The sequence below is a fragment of the Bordetella avium genome (assembly GCF_034424645.1).
In the GTDB taxonomy this organism is placed as follows: Bacteria; Pseudomonadota; Gammaproteobacteria; order Burkholderiales; family Burkholderiaceae_B; genus Bordetella; species Bordetella avium.
Genome location: NZ_CP139969.1, coordinates 1,986,566 through 2,001,311, shown reverse-complemented (window position 1 = coordinate 2,001,311; position 14,746 = coordinate 1,986,566). Strand labels below are relative to the sequence as shown.

General features: G+C 59.9%; 14 protein-coding genes. 13 read left to right on the top strand and 1 reads right to left on the bottom strand.

Going from position 1 to position 14,746, the window contains the following annotated elements; translation table 11 throughout:
• The first annotated feature begins 21 nt into the window (after positions 1-21).
• The 9 genes from bamA to U0029_RS09315 all read left to right on the top strand — a co-directional run bounded on the left by bamA (position 22) and on the right by U0029_RS09315 (position 8,551).
• Entirely contained in the window at positions 22-2,400 is a 2,379-nt protein-coding gene (bamA, locus tag U0029_RS09355) for an outer membrane protein assembly factor BamA (RefSeq protein WP_114852522.1), read from the top strand.
• A 184-nt stretch (positions 2,401-2,584) separates the two neighbouring features.
• The gene (locus tag U0029_RS09350) at positions 2,585-3,133 is read left to right on the top strand and encodes an OmpH family outer membrane protein (protein WP_114852521.1); all 549 of its coding nucleotides are present in this window, start codon (positions 2,585-2,587) and stop codon (positions 3,131-3,133) included.
• Between the two features lie 6 nt (positions 3,134-3,139).
• A complete protein-coding gene (gene lpxD, locus U0029_RS09345) occupies positions 3,140-4,225 on the top strand; it encodes a UDP-3-O-(3-hydroxymyristoyl)glucosamine N-acyltransferase (RefSeq protein WP_012417413.1) in 1,086 nt (361 codons plus the stop codon).
• Positions 4,226-4,305: 80 nt separating this feature from the next.
• Positions 4,306-4,761: a 3-hydroxyacyl-ACP dehydratase FabZ gene (gene fabZ / locus U0029_RS09340; protein ID WP_012417414.1), complete on the top strand. Its 456-nt coding sequence runs from the start codon at positions 4,306-4,308 to the stop codon at positions 4,759-4,761.
• Positions 4,762-5,556 (top strand): acyl-ACP--UDP-N-acetylglucosamine O-acyltransferase, encoded by a 795-nt coding sequence (lpxA, locus tag U0029_RS09335; RefSeq protein WP_012417415.1) that lies wholly within the window; start codon positions 4,762-4,764, stop codon positions 5,554-5,556.
• On the top strand, positions 5,553-6,740 hold the full coding sequence (lpxB, locus tag U0029_RS09330; RefSeq protein WP_012417416.1) for a lipid-A-disaccharide synthase: 1,188 nt from the start codon (positions 5,553-5,555) through the stop codon (positions 6,738-6,740). Before lpxA ends, lpxB begins: the two co-directional genes overlap by 4 nt.
• A complete protein-coding gene (rnhB, locus tag U0029_RS09325; RefSeq protein WP_012417417.1) occupies positions 6,727-7,335 on the top strand; it encodes a ribonuclease HII in 609 nt (202 codons plus the stop codon). Before lpxB ends, rnhB begins: the two co-directional genes overlap by 14 nt.
• On the top strand, positions 7,332-8,105 hold the full coding sequence (locus U0029_RS09320; RefSeq protein WP_114852520.1) for a TrmH family RNA methyltransferase: 774 nt from the start codon (positions 7,332-7,334) through the stop codon (positions 8,103-8,105). Before rnhB ends, U0029_RS09320 begins: the two co-directional genes overlap by 4 nt.
• A gap of 65 nt (positions 8,106-8,170) precedes the next feature.
• Positions 8,171-8,551 carry a hypothetical protein gene (locus U0029_RS09315; RefSeq protein ID WP_039051760.1) on the top strand — a complete coding sequence of 127 codons (381 nt, stop codon included), beginning with the start codon at positions 8,171-8,173 and terminating at the stop codon, positions 8,549-8,551.
• Positions 8,552-8,558: 7 nt separating this feature from the next.
• Here the strand turns inward: U0029_RS09315 and ppsR are convergent, their stop codons facing one another.
• Complete coding sequence (ppsR, locus tag U0029_RS09310) at positions 8,559-9,383, bottom strand: posphoenolpyruvate synthetase regulatory kinase/phosphorylase PpsR (RefSeq protein WP_012417420.1); 825 nt, start codon at positions 9,381-9,383, stop codon at positions 8,559-8,561.
• Positions 9,384-9,541: 158 nt separating this feature from the next.
• Between ppsR and ppsA the strand changes: the two genes are divergently transcribed.
• From ppsA to U0029_RS09290, 4 genes are all read left to right on the top strand, one after another.
• On the top strand, positions 9,542-11,908 hold the full coding sequence (gene ppsA / locus U0029_RS09305; protein ID WP_012417421.1) for a phosphoenolpyruvate synthase: 2,367 nt from the start codon (positions 9,542-9,544) through the stop codon (positions 11,906-11,908).
• Positions 11,909-12,154: 246 nt separating this feature from the next.
• Positions 12,155-12,586 carry an NfeD family protein gene (locus U0029_RS09300; protein ID WP_012417422.1) on the top strand — a complete coding sequence of 144 codons (432 nt, stop codon included), beginning with the start codon at positions 12,155-12,157 and terminating at the stop codon, positions 12,584-12,586.
• Positions 12,587-12,619: 33 nt separating this feature from the next.
• Positions 12,620-13,546 (top strand): SPFH domain-containing protein, encoded by a 927-nt coding sequence (locus tag U0029_RS09295; RefSeq protein WP_012417423.1) that lies wholly within the window; start codon positions 12,620-12,622, stop codon positions 13,544-13,546.
• Positions 13,547-13,585: 39 nt separating this feature from the next.
• The gene (locus U0029_RS09290; protein WP_169507416.1) at positions 13,586-14,725 is read left to right on the top strand and encodes a GGDEF domain-containing protein; all 1,140 of its coding nucleotides are present in this window, start codon (positions 13,586-13,588) and stop codon (positions 14,723-14,725) included.
• Positions 14,726-14,746: the final 21 nt, after the last annotated feature.

The window sequence follows — 14,746 nt, the reverse complement described above, 5'->3', positions numbered from 1 at the left end:
CACGACCAAGGATAGCAAAGGATGTCTTTTCGCCGGATGAATAATCACCAGAGGGGCGCAATGCAAGAAAGGCATACGCAACGGCAGGTGCTCAAGCGCGCCAAATTGCCCAGCCTGATCGCCGCGCTGCTTTTGCCGGCGCTGGCCCATGCTTTTGATCCCTTCGTCGTGCGCGATATCCGCGTCGAAGGCATCCAGCGCACTGACGCGGGCACTGTTTTCGGCTATCTGCCGGTCAAAGTTGGCGAGAAGTTCACTGACGCCGATGCTACCGAAGCGATCCGCCGTCTGTACGCTACGGGTTTTTTCAGCGATGTGCAGATCCGCACCGAGAACAACGTCGTGGTGGTGTCGGTGCAGGAGCGCCCGACGATTGCCTCGATCAGCTTCAACGGCATGCGTGAGTTCGACTCCAAGAACATCATCAAGTCCTTGTCGCAGGTCGGTTTCGGCGAGGGCCGCATTTTCGATCAGTCGATGCTGGAGCGCGCCCAGTACGAACTCAAAGAGCAGTATCTGAGCAAAGGCAAGTACGGCGTTGAAGTCACCGCGACCGTCACCCCTTTGCCGCGTAATCGCGTGGGGGTCAGCTTCGAAGTGTTCGAAGGCGAAGTCGCCAAAATCCGCGAAATCCGGGTTGTCGGCAATAAGGCCTTCTCGGAGAGTGACCTGCTGGATCAGTTCAGTCTGACCACGCCGGGCTGGCTGACCTGGTATACCAACACCGATAAATACTCGCGCGAAAAGCTCGAAGGCGATATCGAGCGTCTGCGCTCTTTTTATCTGGATCGCGGTTATCTCGAGTTTTCGGTCGAGCCGCCGCAAGTCACGATTTCGCCCGATCGCAAAGACATCTTTATTACGGTCACGATTCACGAAGGCGAGCCTTACAAGGTGCGTAGCGTCAAGCTGGCCGGTAGTCTGCTGGGACTGGATGGCGAGATCGAGAAGCTTATTCAGCTCAAGCCGAACCAGACTTTCTCGGCCGCCGAGGCCAATAATTCGGCCAAAGCCATCACGGACTATTTGGGCGAACTGGGTTATGCCTTCGCCAACGTGAACCCTAACCCTCAGCTCGATCGCGAAAAGCACGAAGCCGACGTTACCTTCTACATCGATCCGAGCCGCCGCGTTTATGTGCGCCGCATCCAGATTGGCGGCAACACCCGCACCCGCGATGAGGTCGTGCGCCGTGAAGTCCGTCAGCAGGAATCTGCCTGGTACGACGCTTCGGATATCAAGGTTTCGCGTGACCGTATCGACCGTTTGGGCTATTTCAATGAGGTCAACGTCAAGACCGATCCGGTTCCGGGCTCCCCCGACCAGGTTGATGTCAATGTTGATGTCAAGGAAAAGCCCACCGGCATGATCAACCTCGGCGTGGGCTACGGCTCTTCCGAGAAGGCGATTCTGTCGGCCGGCATCAGTGAAGACAACGTGTTCGGCAGCGGCACCAATTTGTCCTTGCAGGTCAATACCAGCAAGACCAACCGCGCGGCGGTGCTCTCGCATACGGACCCGTACTTCACCAAAGAAGGCATCAGCCGCACGACGTCGCTGTATTACCGCTTGACCGAACCCTGGAACAATAACGACGGTGACTACCGCGTGAAGTCCATGGGCCTGGGCATGAATTTCGGTGTGCCGATTTCCGAGTATGACCGAATTTTCCTGGGCGCCAATTTCGAGCGCAACCAGATCAAACTGTTCAATAACTCGCCGCTGGCCTATCGTCAGTTCGTAAACCAGTATAGCGACACGACCAACGCTATCATCTTTAATACCGGCTGGTCGAAAGACACTCGAGACAGCGCACTGGCTCCGACCAAGGGTTCGTATACCCGCCTCAAGGGTGACGTCTCTACGATGGACCTGAAGTACTACCTGCTGTCCGCGCAGCAGCAGTACTACGTGCCCTTGGGTCGTGACTACACCCTGGCCTTGAACGGTATGGTCGACTATGGTCATTCGTATGGCGGTAAAGACTATCCGATCATCAAGAATGTCTACGGTGGCGGTATCGGCACCGTGCGCGGCTACGACGGCGCGTCGCTGGGCCCGCGCGATACGCTCACTGGCGATTATCTGGGCGGTACGCGCCGCATTGTGGCCAATGCGCAGCTCTACCTCCCGTTCCCGGGCGCTAACAAAGATCGCACCCTGCGTTGGTTCGTGTTTACCGATGCGGGTCAGGTGGCTGCGAGCAGCGGGCTGTCGTGCACGGCCGGCAAGCCTAGCGATCCGGTGCAAGATCCTTGCGGCTGGCGTTATTCGGCGGGTATCGGTCTGTCCTGGCAATCGCCGCTCGGCCCCTTGCAGTTGTCCTACGCCCGCCCGCTTAATTCCAAGCCGGGTGACGACACGCAAAGTTTCCAGTTCCAGATCGGAACGGGATTTTGATGATCTGAGTCAAAGATTCATATAAAGGCTCGATTAATATTCGGCGGTTTACCTGATTATTTTTCAGGTTCGCCCTATTATTTGTAACGGCTGAAACACAGGGGAGCGGCCTCAGGCTCGCGCCCCTGCGGTTTAGTGGCACAATATTGACTTTGCCCTTTACCTTCCAAAAGGTGAGATTTTCATGATGTCTGATTTCGCACTCAATACTTCCGGCCGCCGCGCTGGCAAACTGGCGACCACCGTGGCGCTGGCGGGTGCACTGCTGTTTGGCTCGGCGGCGGTGACGACGGCTCAAGCCCAAAGCACCAAGATCGGCTTCGTGAATACGGAGCGGATTCTGCGTGAATCGGGCCCTGCCAAGGCTGCGCAAAACAAAATTGAAGCGGAATTCAAGCGCCGCGACGACGAACTTCAGCGCCTGAACACGCAATTGCGCACTCAGGCCGAAAAATTCGATAAGGACGCACCCGTTCTGTCGGAGTCTGATCGCATCAAACGTCAGCGCGAGCTGTCCAACCTGGACATGGATTTGCAGCGCAAGCGCCGCGAATTCCAGGAAGACTTCAACCGCCGCCGCAATGAAGAGTTCTCCGGCATCGTGACCAAGGCCAATGACGCCATCAAGCGCATCGCCGAGAAGGACAACTATGACCTGATCGTCCAGGATGCCGTCACGGTCAACCCGCGCATCGATATCACCGACAAGGTGATCGAGGCTCTGGGCCGCTGATAGCTCATGCCTGTTCTGCTGGATTCCTCCCGCGCGCCGCGTCTGGATGCGCTGTTATCCAAGGGCAACACGCAAGGGCTGGAATGCCAGATCGATAGCCCGACCGGTGATCTCCCTCTGATTGCCGGCATCGGCACACTGGCCTCTGCGGGTGCGCAGGAAATTGCGTTTCTTTCCAACCCGCGCTACCAGAGCCAGGTCGCAAGCACAGCCGCCGCCGCCGTCATTGTCACGCTCGACGTGGCCCAGGCCTTGCGCGCGCAGGGTTCGACCCTGGTGTTCGTGGTGTGCAGGCATCCCTATCTGCTGTATGCGCGGCTGGCGCAATGGTTCGATGCTGAGCGGCGTGGCTTGCCGCCTGCGGGCGTGCATCCTAGTGCGGTTGTCGCGCCCGACGCCGTGATCGAAGAGGGCGCAAGTGTCGGGCCCCAATGCGTTGTCGATTCTGGCGCGCGCATTGGCCGCGGCGCTTCGCTCGGACCTGGCTGTATTGTTGGCCAGGGCAGCACGGTCGGCGCAAACAGCCGCCTCCATGCCCGCGTGACGCTCTACGACGGTGTGCACGTCGGTGCGCGCGCCATTATCCATAGTGGTGCGGTGCTTGGCGCGGACGGTTTTGGGTTTGCGCCCGATCCGACGCTGGGTAAGGGCGCGTGGGGCAAGATTCCTCAATTGGGCGGTGTCACGGTAGGAAATGACGTCGAAATCGGCGCCAACACCACCATAGATCGGGGCGCGATCGAAAATACCATCATCGGCGATGGCGTGAAACTCGATAACCTGATCATGATCGCGCACAACGTGCGCATCGGCGCGCATACCGCTGTAGCGGCTTGCGTGGGTATCGCAGGCTCCACCGTGATCGGCGAACGCTGCATCGTGGGCGGCGCAGCCATGTTTTCGGGCCATTTGAGCATCTGCGACGATGTCACGATTTCTGGGGGAACCCCGGTTACGTCCAGCATCACCAAGCCGGGCCGTTATACCGGTGTGTATCCTTATTCAGAACATGGTGAGTGGCAACGCAATGCTGCCGTGATACAACAATTGGCCTTATTACGCCGCCGGGTACGAGCCCTCGAAAAGGCCTGACACCGGGCGGCGAGTGTATTTTTGCGAGGCCGTCCGCGGGCGGCCTCGCGCCATCTATCCATATTGCAGGAACAAAAGTCATGGAACTCGACATCAAGGGGATTATGGAGCGTCTGCCGCATCGTTATCCGATGCTGCTGATCGACCGAGTCTTGGAAATGGTCCCGGGTAAATCCATCGTGGCCGTCAAGAATGTGTCGATCAACGAACCTTTCTTCAACGGCCATTTTCCTCACCATCCCGTGATGCCGGGCGTGCTGATCGTTGAAGCCATGGCGCAAGCCTCCGCCCTGTTTTCTTTTACCGATGACAATGGCGGTTTGAAAGCTGACGCCGGTAAGACGGCGTATTATCTGGTGGGTATCGATGGCGCACGTTTTCGCCGCCCGGTCGTGCCGGGTGACCAACTGCGTATCGAAGTGGAGGCTGAGCGCCTGAGCCGCACGATCTGCAAATACCAGGGCCGCGCCCTGGTGGATGGGCAGCTAGTGGCCGAAGCCAAACTGATGTGCGCCATTCGCAGCCTGGAAGAGTAAATGTCCGCAAACATTCATCCCACCGCCGTAGTCGATCCGGCTGCCCGTATCGATAGCACGGTCACGATTGGTCCTTATAGTGTCGTGGGTCCCGATGTCGAGATCGGCGCGGGCACGCAAGTCGGACCGCATTGCGTAATCGATGGCGTCACGACCATCGGGCGGGATAATCGTTTCTACCGTTTCTGCTCCATCGGCGGCATGCCGCAGGATAAGAAGTACGCGGGCGAGCCTACTCGGCTGGTTATTGGCGACCGCAATACGGTACGCGAGTTCACGACCTTCAATACGGGTACGGTGCAAGATGGCGGCCTGACCACGATCGGAAACGATAATTGGATCATGGCCTACGTGCACGTTGCGCACGACTGCCATATCGGCAATAACACCATTCTGGCCAACTCGGTTCAGTTGGGTGGTCATGTCCACGTGGGGGATTGGGCCATTGTGGGCGGGTTGACCGGCGTGCACCAATTTTCCAAGATCGGCGCTCACAGCATGACTGGCGGCAACAGTTCGCTGATGCAGGACACGCCGCCCTATGTATTGAGCGCAGGCAATCCCTGCCGGCCAGTAGGGATCAATGTCGAAGGTCTGAAGCGTAGGGGGTTTTCGCCGGCCAGCATTTCGGCGCTGCGCGAGGCCTACAAGATTCTTTATCGCCGGGGTTTGGCGCTGGAAGAGGCGCGGGCTGAGCTGCGTGCGCGCCAACAGGCTGAACCCGAAGCCGCGGAAGCCTTGCAGGTCATGCTCGACTTCCTGGACGTCTCCAGCCGCGGCATCATCCGCCCATGAGTCTTTCGATCGGCATGGTGGCTGGCGAGCCCTCGGGCGACTTGCTGGCCGGGCGCATCATCGGGGGCTTGCGTGCGGGGGCCCCCGATGTGCATTGCGCGGGTATCGGCGGGCCGCAAATGCAGGCTCAGGGCTTCGAGGCCTGGCATCCGATGCATGCCTTGACGGTGTTTGGCTACATCGATGCGCTCAAACGCATTCCCAGCCTGCTTTCGATTTACGGGCAAACCAAACAGCGTATGCTGGCCGAGCGGCCTGCGGCCTTTGTCGGCATCGACGCCCCTGACTTCAATCTGCGGCTAGAGTTGCAATTGCGTCAGGCAGGGATTCCGACGGTGCATTTCGTGGGGCCGTCGATCTGGGCCTGGCGCTACGAGCGTATCCACAAGATTCGCGCTGCGGTATCGCATATGCTGGTGCTCTTTCCGTTTGAGGAAGAGATTTATCAAAAGGAAGGTATACCGGTCACCTATGTGGGCCACCCCCTGGCTGGTGTGATTCCAATGCGGCCGGATCGTGCTGCCGCTCGCTTGCGTCTGAATCTGGATGTCGGTGAGCGAGTGCTGGCGATTCTGCCTGGCAGCCGCTCTTCCGAAATCCGTACCCTGGCGCCGCGCTTTCTACAGGCTGCGCAGCTGCTACAGGCCCGTGATCCCGCTCTATGTTGCGTGGTGCCCATGGTCAACCCGCAGCGCCGCGCCGAGTTCGAGCAGATTCTGGCGCAGTATCCCGTCCAGGGATTGCGCTGCATCACTGCCGAGGACGTGCAAGGCAACGGCGCTACGCCGGTTGCCTGGAGCGTCATGGAGGCTGCCGATGCGGTGCTGGTGGCCAGCGGTACTGCCACCCTGGAAACGGCACTCTATAAACGCCCGATGGTGATTTCTTATGTGCTGACTCCCTGGATGCGCCGCATCATGGCCTGGAAGTCGGGTCAGCAACGGCCTTATTTGCCTTGGGTGGGCTTGCCGAATGTATTGTTGAAAGATTTTGCGGTGCCGGAACTCCTGCAAGATGATGCGACGCCGGAAAAGCTTGCCGAAGCGGCTTGGACGGCCCTGACCGACAAGGACAACGCGGCACGTATCGAGGCCCGCTTTACGGCGATGCACGAGGAGCTTTTGCGTGATACGCCGGCGTTGGCCGCCAAAGCCATTCTGGAGGTGGCGCATGGCGCAGGCTGACCTTTTTGGTGATGCGGCCTACCCGGACCAGGGTGTGGCGGGCGTGGACGAGGCGGGCAGGGGGCCGTTGGCCGGTGCTGTGTATGCGGCTGCGGTCATCCTCGACCCACAACGCCCCATTGACGGCCTGGCGGACTCGAAGGTTCTCAAGGCAGAGCGACGCGAGAGGCTGGCCGAGCAGATCAAGGCCCAGGCTCTGAGCTGGTGCATCGCCTGCGCCAGCACCGATGAGATCGACAGCATGAATATTCTGCGCGCCACCTTGCTGGCCATGCAGCGTGCCGTAGAGGGGCTGAATCAACTGCCCAGCCTTGCACTGGTTGACGGCAATCAGGCTCCACGTCTGCGCTGTGCCGTACAGACGATTATCAAGGGTGACGCCTTGGTGCCTGCCATTTCGGCGGCGTCCATTCTGGCCAAAACCGCCCGTGATGCCGAGCTCCAGCGCTTGCACGCCCTTTATCCGCAGTACGGTTTTGACCAGCACAAGGGGTATGGCACGGCATTGCATCTGGCACGGCTGCGTGAATATGGGCCCTGTCCGGAGCATCGGCGCAGTTTCGCGCCTATCAAGGCTTTTGGCATTTCCGCATGAAACTTATTTCTTCGCGCGACAATCCGACCGTCAAGACGCTACACCGCCTGCTCGACCAGGCAGGGCGGCGGGGTGCGCCGCTGTTGCTCGAAGGCGTGCATCTGTGTGAGGCCTGGTTGCAGCGCCATGGTCTGCCCGAACAGGCCGTATTCGATTACGAGCGGCTGGATCGGCCCGAGTTGGCCCATCTCGCTCGCGAGGTGTCCGAGGCGCGCTGTATTGCCCTGGAGTCGCGCCTGATGCGCGGTCTGGCTAGCGTGGAAAGCGATCAAGGGGTAGCTTTTGTCGTGCGAGCGCCGCAGCTCTCCCTGCCCGAGCGTGTCGGGACCAACTGCGTGTTGCTCGATCGTATCCAGGACCCAGGTAATGTCGGGACTTTGTTGCGCACCTGCGCGGCGGCGGGTATCCGGCAGGCCTTTTTGGCTACCGGCACTGCGGCGGCCTGGTCGCCCAAGGTCTTGCGTAGCGGGCAGGGCGCTCATTTCGCGATGGATATTCACGAACACGTCGATCTGCACGCGCTGTCGGCGCGTCTCGATGTGCCGCTGGCCGTGACGACACTGGATGACGCGATAAGTTTGTACGACACGGCTTTGCCGGCCTCGCTGGCCTGGGTGTTCGGCCACGAAGGGCAGGGTGTTGACCCGGCTTTGCAGGCGCAGGCAGCCCTGCGTTTGCGGATCCCGCACGACATGCAGGCGGTTGAGTCGCTTAACGTGGGCGCGGCAGCGGCCATCTGTCTCTTTGAACAGCGCCGTCAGCGAATTTAATGTCCTTCCTGCTCCCTGAAAGGGCCGGCTTTCGTTATGCTGGTCTGCCTTCTGGAGCGTGGTGCATGAATCTTTTGTTCCGATCACTGTTCTTGGCTGCGCTGCTGACGCTGGCCGCTTGCGCCAACTATGAGCGTGCCGCCATGGTGCGGGTAGATGCCGGACAGGGCGACCGCATGGTGGTTTTGCCGCGTGACGTAGCGGTCGAGCTATCAGGCGACCCAGGCCGCGTTCTGCCTCAGGATTCACGCTGGCGGCGCATTGGGGCCATTGCGCAGGGTGATGTCTATCGCCGTTTGGATGGCCGTTTCGCCGTGCGTAGCGAAGGCCGTGAGCGGGAGGCTTATTTGGTTGAGTCAGGGGGCCGGCTGATCGGTTTTTATCTGCCGGCCGAAGGCTGGTTCGTGAAATCCGCCACGTTCCAGCGCATGCCTACCTGGCGCTGAGGAGCGGTCAGCGGCCGAGCCCCACCTCCTGAAGCACGGTGGTGGCGATTTCCTCAATGGACTTGGTCGTCGTCGAGAGCCAGGAAATGCCGGCGCGACGCATCATGCGTTCCGCCTCGGCCACTTCGTAACGGCATTGTTCTATCGTGGCGTAGCGGCTGTTCGGGCGCCGTTCGTTGCGCACTTCGGACAGGCGCTCCGGCTGAATCGACAGGCCGAACAACTTGTCGCGATAGGGAGCGATGGTCTTGGGCAGGCTGCTGCGTTCGAAATCATCCGGCGTCAGCGGGAAGTTGGCCGCCTTGATCGCGTATTGCATGGCCAGGTACAGGCTCGTCGGGGTTTTGCCGCAGCGAGATACGCCCACCAGAATCACATCAGCCTGATCGAGCTGATTCACGAACTGGCCATCATCGTGCGCCAGACTGAAGTTGATGGCGTCGATCCGGTTGCGGTATTTCTCGGAATCTGCCTGCATATGCGAACGCCCGATCGAAGGGCTGGACTTCAAGCCCAGCGCCTGCTCGATATGGCTCACGAAGGTGCCGAACAAGTCCAGAAAAACGCCATTGGCCTGGCGCACGCGCGCGAGAATCTCGGGGTTGACCAGCGTGCTGAATACAATCGGCGGCACGCCGGTGTCAGCGGCATTCTTATTGATGCGCTCGGCCGTTTCCTCAGCCTTTTGCAAGGTGTCGATAAAAGGTAGCCGAATCGGTTTGAAATCGACCTGATCGAATTGCGAAAGTACGGATTGGCTGAAAGTTTCCGCGGTGATGCCGGTGCTATCAGAGACGATGTAAACAGTGCGGGCTATCGAACTTGCGCTCATATATGTAAAAAATTCCAAGCAGTGAAAGGCCAGGGCGGACCCTAGCGGGTACAATCAGACCGCTGAAAAGTCACCCCAAGGGCGTCAAGGCCAGTTTGGCCAGTGCAGATTCTGTCCTGACCAAACTCGCTTTATTTCCATTGTAAAAGGTGACTTCAATGTCGTATGTCGTTAGTTTCGAGCAGCTCCGCATGTCGGATGTGGACTCGGTAGGAGGCAAGAACGCATCGTTGGGCGAAATGATCAGTCAGTTGTCTGGCGCGGGTGTCCGTGTGCCGGGCGGCTTCGCCACGACCGCCCAGGCCTTCCGTGACTTTTTGACCGCATCGGGCCTGGACAAGCGTATCGCAGATCGCCTGAGTACGCTCAACCCTGAAGACGTGCGTGAACTGGCCGTTGCCGGCGCCGAGATCCGTCAATGGATCGTCGAGGCGCCATTTTCGCCCGAGTTCGAAAAATCCATCCGCGAATCCTTCGCCAAGCTGGACGCTGACGGCAAGGGCTCGTTTGCCGTGCGCTCTTCCGCTACCGCCGAAGACCTGCCAGACGCCTCTTTCGCGGGCCAACAGGAAACTTTCCTGAATGTGGTGGGCATCGACGATGTGCTGGACAAGATCCGCCACGTCTTCGCCTCGCTCTACAACGACCGCGCCATTTCCTATCGCGTGCACAAGGGCTATGCCCACGCCGAAGTCGCCCTGTCTGCCGGCGTGCAGCGCATGGTGCGCTCCGATAAAGGCAGCGCGGGCGTGATGTTCACCATTGACACCGAATCGGGCTTCGAAGAAGTGGTCTTCATCACTTCCTCTTATGGCCTGGGTGAGACCGTGGTGCAGGGCGCCGTCAACCCTGACGAATTCTACGTGTTCAAGCACGCGCTGGACGCAGGGCACTATCCCATTCTCAGCCGCCGTATCGGCTCCAAACTGATCAAGATGGAGTTCGACCCCGAGCGCACCGAAGGCCGCGCCGTGCGTACCGTGGACGTGCCCGTCTCCGAGCGCAACCGCTATTCCCTGACCGATGATGAGATCATCGAACTCGCCCGTTACGCCGTCATCATCGAAAAGCACTACCAGCGCCCGATGGACATCGAGTGGGGCCGTGATGGCGTGGATGGCAAGATCTACATTCTGCAAGCCCGCCCCGAGACGGTGAAATCGCAGCAGGTCGACAACGATGTGCAGCAGCGCTATCGCCTGAAGGCGACCGGCCGCGTCATCACCACCGGCCGCGCTATCGGCCAGAAGATCGGCGCAGGCCCCGTGCGCATCGTCGCTGACGTCTCCGAGATGGACAAGGTTCAGCCGGGCGATGTGCTGGTCACCGACATGACCGACCCTAACTGGGAGCCGGTCATGAAGCGCGCCTCGGCTATCGTCACCAACCGTGGCGGCCGCACCTGCCACGCAGCCATCATTGCGCGCGAATTGGGTATTCCGGCGGTTGTCGGTTGCGGCGATGCGACGGATATCCTTAAGGAAGGCCAGCCGGTTACCGTGTCTTGCGCCGAAGGCGATGAAGGCCGCATTTACGACGGCCTGATCGAAACGGAAGTCGAAGAAGTGCGCCGCGGCGCGATGCCTCCTATCGATCTGAAGATCATGATGAATGTGGGCAATCCCCAGCTTGCCTTCGACTTCGCGCAGATTCCGAACTCTGGCGTCGGTCTTGCCCGTCTCGAGTTCATCATCAACAACAATATCGGGATTCATCCCAAGGCGGTGCTCGATTATCCCAATGTGGATGGCGAACTGAAAAAGGCCGTCGAATCCGCAGCCCGTGGTCATGCCAGCCCGCGCTCCTTTTTTGTCGATAAGCTTGCCGAGGGCGTGGCCACGATCGGTGCGGCTTTCTGGCCCAAGTCGGTCATCGTTCGTATGTCCGATTTCAAGTCCAACGAGTACCGTAAGCTGGTGGGCGGTTCGCGCTACGAGCCCGAGGAAGAGAACCCCATGCTGGGTTTCCGTGGTGCTTCGCGCTACATCTCCGAAGATTTCGCCGAGTGCTTCCGTATGGAATGCGAGGCCCTCAAAAAGGTCCGCGACGAGATGGGCCTGACCAATGTGGAAATCATGGTGCCCTTCGTGCGCACCGTGGGTCAGGCGCGCAAGGTGGTCGAGTTGCTGGCCGCCAACGGGCTCAAGCGCGGCGAGAACGGCCTGCGCCTCATCATGATGTGCGAAGTGCCTTCCAACGCCATTTTGGCAGAGCAGTTCCTGGAGTACTTTGATGGCTTCTCGATCGGCTCCAATGACATGACCCAGCTCACCCTGGGCCTGGATCGCGATTCCGGCATGGAGCTGCTGGCTGCCGACTTCGACGAGCGCGACGACGCTGTCAAGTTCATGCTGAGCCGCGCCATCCAGGCTTGCCTGTCGGCCAACAAGTATGTCGGCATCTGCGGGCAGGGTCCCAGCGATCATCCGGACTTCGCGCAGTGGCTCAAGGACGAGGGCATTCTCTCCATGTCTCTGAACCCGGACACGGTGGTCGATACCTGGCAGCGTCTGGCCAAGGGCTGATCCTCGTCCCTCGGGAGCCTGGCTCCTGCACCTAAAAAGGCGGCCTGCGGGCCGCCTTTTTGCTGTCTGCCCCCTCGTCTGAGCGGCACCAATTTTTTCTCCGCCATAAATTTCAGAGAGCCTCCCCTGTTCCAAGGGGATGAGGCAGGCTGCGAGCCAGGCTGATTCCAGATGGAAAGGAAATCACTGTTGCCAGCCGGGAATCCGTACAATCGTAACCATCGTTGGACAAGAGGGGGGACGAGCATGTGGATTTGGTTTGGTCTGGCTGCGCTAGCCTTGATAGGCGAAGTGGCCTCAGGCACTTTCTATCTGCTGCTGGTGGCCCTGGGGTTGGCGTCGGCCGGCCTGGCTGCCTGGGCGGGTTTCGGCCTGGAATGGCAGTTAATCGTATGCGCAGTCTTCGCATTGCTGGGCCTGTTGTTGCTGCGTCGTCGAGGCGTTTTGAAAAAGCGCGAGCTCAATGCCAGCCGTAATGCCGATGTCAATCTGGATATCGGCCAGACGGTTATGGTGGAGTCCTGGTCTGCGGATAACAGCACGCGGGTGCAATACCGGGGAGCGTCGTGGCAAGCCAGGCTGGCTTCGGGACAGACCGCCGGGCCTGGGCGTCACGTCATCACGGAAATTCGCGGCGCGGTATTGATACTGGCGCCGAAACCCGAAACGGCCCGCTGACCGTAGCGGCCAGTTTTTTTCACAGGAGGAATCATGCCGTTCAATGCATCGACCACGGTATTGGTGGTCATTGTCGTACTGGCGTTGCTGGTCGTTATCAAAGCGATCGCTATCGTGCCGCAGCAACACGCTTGGGTGGTGGAGCGTTTGGGCAAGTTTGACCGGGTGCTTTCGCCAGGAGCGGGTTTTGTCATTCCCTTCATCGAGCGGGTCGCCTATAAGCACTCGCTGAAGGAAATCCCTTTGGATGTGCCCAGCCAGGTTTGCATCACGCGTGACAACACGCAGTTGCAGGTCGATGGCGTGCTGTATTTTCAGGTTACCGATCCCATGCGGGCCTCTTACGGTTCGTCCAACTATATTTCCGCCATCACGCAGCTATCGCAAACGACTTTGCGTTCGGTGATTGGCAAGCTTGAACTGGACCGGACCTTTGAAGAGCGTGATTTCATCAATACGACCATCGTCGCCTCGTTGGACGAAGCCGCACTCAACTGGGGCGTGAAGGTGTTGCGCTATGAGATCAAGGATTTGACTCCGCCCAACGAAATTTTGCGCGCCATGCAGGCGCAGATCACGGCAGAACGTGAAAAACGCGCCCTGATCGCTGCGTCAGAGGGCCGCCGCCAGGAGCAGATCAATATCGCTACCGGCGAGCGCGAGGCGGCTATCGCCCGTTCCGAAGGCGAGAAGCAAGCCCAGATCAACAAGGCCCAGGGTGAGGCCGCCGCCGTGGTGGCGATTGCGGAAGCGACGGCCAAGGCCCTGACTCAAGTGGGCGAGGCGGTACGGCAACCCGGCGGCATGGAGGCGGTCAATCTCAAGGTGGCTGAGCGTTATGTGGAGGCCTTCGGCGCCGTAGCCAAGGAGGGCAACACCCTCATTCTGCCGTCCAATCTCTCGGATGTCGGCGGTTTGGTGGCTTCTGCCATGACGATTGTGAAAGCGACACGCTCCTGATCCCTTGTCGTCCAAGCGTGACGCGCCAGGCTGATGACCATGCTTGCTCCTGTTAATCTGCTGTTGATCACCGCGCTGGCAGCCCTCATCGGGCTGTGCGTGCTCGGCTCTCTTTGGCGCAGCGGCCTGCCAGGCATACGCGAGGCAATGGCGGCCAATGTGGTCACCATCGTTGCCATGCTGCTTCTGGCGCAGCAAGACAGCCTCCCGCCCTGGCTGGGCATCTTGTTGCCGAACACGCTGTTTGCAGCGGGGGGCTCGCTGTTTGTTGTAGCAGTGCGGCGCTTTTTTGAGCAGCCGGTCTATTGGCGTTCGATGTTGACTGCGATCGGCGCGCTCCTGCTGGCGCTGGTGTATTACACCTACATTGATTGGAATGTCGACCGGCGTATCGCGCTGGCCTCGGCGCTGTATGCCGTGCTCCTGGGGGGCATTGTGGTATCGGTCTGGAGCTCGCGCCGGCACCGTTTTGGCTATAGCCAGGGATTCATGTTGTGTCTGGCGCTGCTGGCGACCATCGGCCATGTGACGCGGGCGGTGCTTTACACCTGGTGGATCGATTTTACGCCTGGTCTGCTGGCGCCCACTTATTGGAATATCGTGTTCTTGTCGCTGGGCGTTGTGATCATGCCGAGCTTGACCTTGGGCATGATCATGATGTTGCACGATCGCATGTTGCGCGAACGCGAACGTGAAGCCAATACCGACTTCTTGACCGGCGTGCTTTCGCGCAAGGCCTGGTGGGGCGCCGCGTCGCGGCTGGCCGCAGGCGCCCGAGGCCGGCCGATTGCCGTGCTATTGCTGGATATTGATCATTTCAAACGGGTCAATGATCGCCTGGGACACGCGGCAGGTGATGTGGTGCTACGCCACTTCGCTGCGGTGGCAGGGGCAGCGCTACGCCCTGGAGACCCGCTGGGCCGTTTGGGCGGCGAAGAGTTTATTGCGGCGCTTCCGGGCGCCAGCATGGACGAAGCCCAGGCGCTGGCCACCCGCATGCTGGCCGCTTTGAGGGCTATGCCTTGCCAGTTCGGCGATCATCCGGTCGGCTACACTTTCAGCGGCGGGGTGACGGTCTGGGATGGGACGGAGCCCTTGCATAATGCAATGGAACGCGCCGATCGGGCGATGTATCAGGCCAAGAAAAACGGGCGCAGCCGGGTGGAGCTTTGCGCCTGAGGCGGGTCGCGCCATAGCGCG

Bases quoted from the DNA above. Each gene is read 5' to 3' on its own strand.
- bamA (WP_114852522.1), top strand. From the start codon at position 22: ATGTCTTTTCGCCGGATGAATAATCACCAGAGGGGCGCAATGCAAGAA.
- U0029_RS09350 (WP_114852521.1), top strand. From the start codon at position 2,585: ATGATGTCTGATTTCGCACTCAATACTTCCGGCCGCCGCGCTGGCAAA.
- lpxD (WP_012417413.1), top strand. From the start codon at position 3,140: ATGCCTGTTCTGCTGGATTCCTCCCGCGCGCCGCGTCTGGATGCGCTG.
- fabZ (WP_012417414.1), top strand. From the start codon at position 4,306: ATGGAACTCGACATCAAGGGGATTATGGAGCGTCTGCCGCATCGTTAT.
- lpxA (WP_012417415.1), top strand. From the start codon at position 4,762: ATGTCCGCAAACATTCATCCCACCGCCGTAGTCGATCCGGCTGCCCGT.
- lpxB (WP_012417416.1), top strand. From the start codon at position 5,553: ATGAGTCTTTCGATCGGCATGGTGGCTGGCGAGCCCTCGGGCGACTTG.
- rnhB (WP_012417417.1), top strand. From the start codon at position 6,727: ATGGCGCAGGCTGACCTTTTTGGTGATGCGGCCTACCCGGACCAGGGT.
- U0029_RS09320 (WP_114852520.1), top strand. From the start codon at position 7,332: ATGAAACTTATTTCTTCGCGCGACAATCCGACCGTCAAGACGCTACAC.
- U0029_RS09315 (WP_039051760.1), top strand. From the start codon at position 8,171: ATGAATCTTTTGTTCCGATCACTGTTCTTGGCTGCGCTGCTGACGCTG.
- ppsR (WP_012417420.1), bottom strand. From the start codon at position 9,383: ATGAGCGCAAGTTCGATAGCCCGCACTGTTTACATCGTCTCTGATAGC.
- ppsA (WP_012417421.1), top strand. From the start codon at position 9,542: ATGTCGTATGTCGTTAGTTTCGAGCAGCTCCGCATGTCGGATGTGGAC.
- U0029_RS09300 (WP_012417422.1), top strand. From the start codon at position 12,155: ATGTGGATTTGGTTTGGTCTGGCTGCGCTAGCCTTGATAGGCGAAGTG.
- U0029_RS09295 (WP_012417423.1), top strand. From the start codon at position 12,620: ATGCCGTTCAATGCATCGACCACGGTATTGGTGGTCATTGTCGTACTG.
- U0029_RS09290 (WP_169507416.1), top strand. From the start codon at position 13,586: ATGCTTGCTCCTGTTAATCTGCTGTTGATCACCGCGCTGGCAGCCCTC.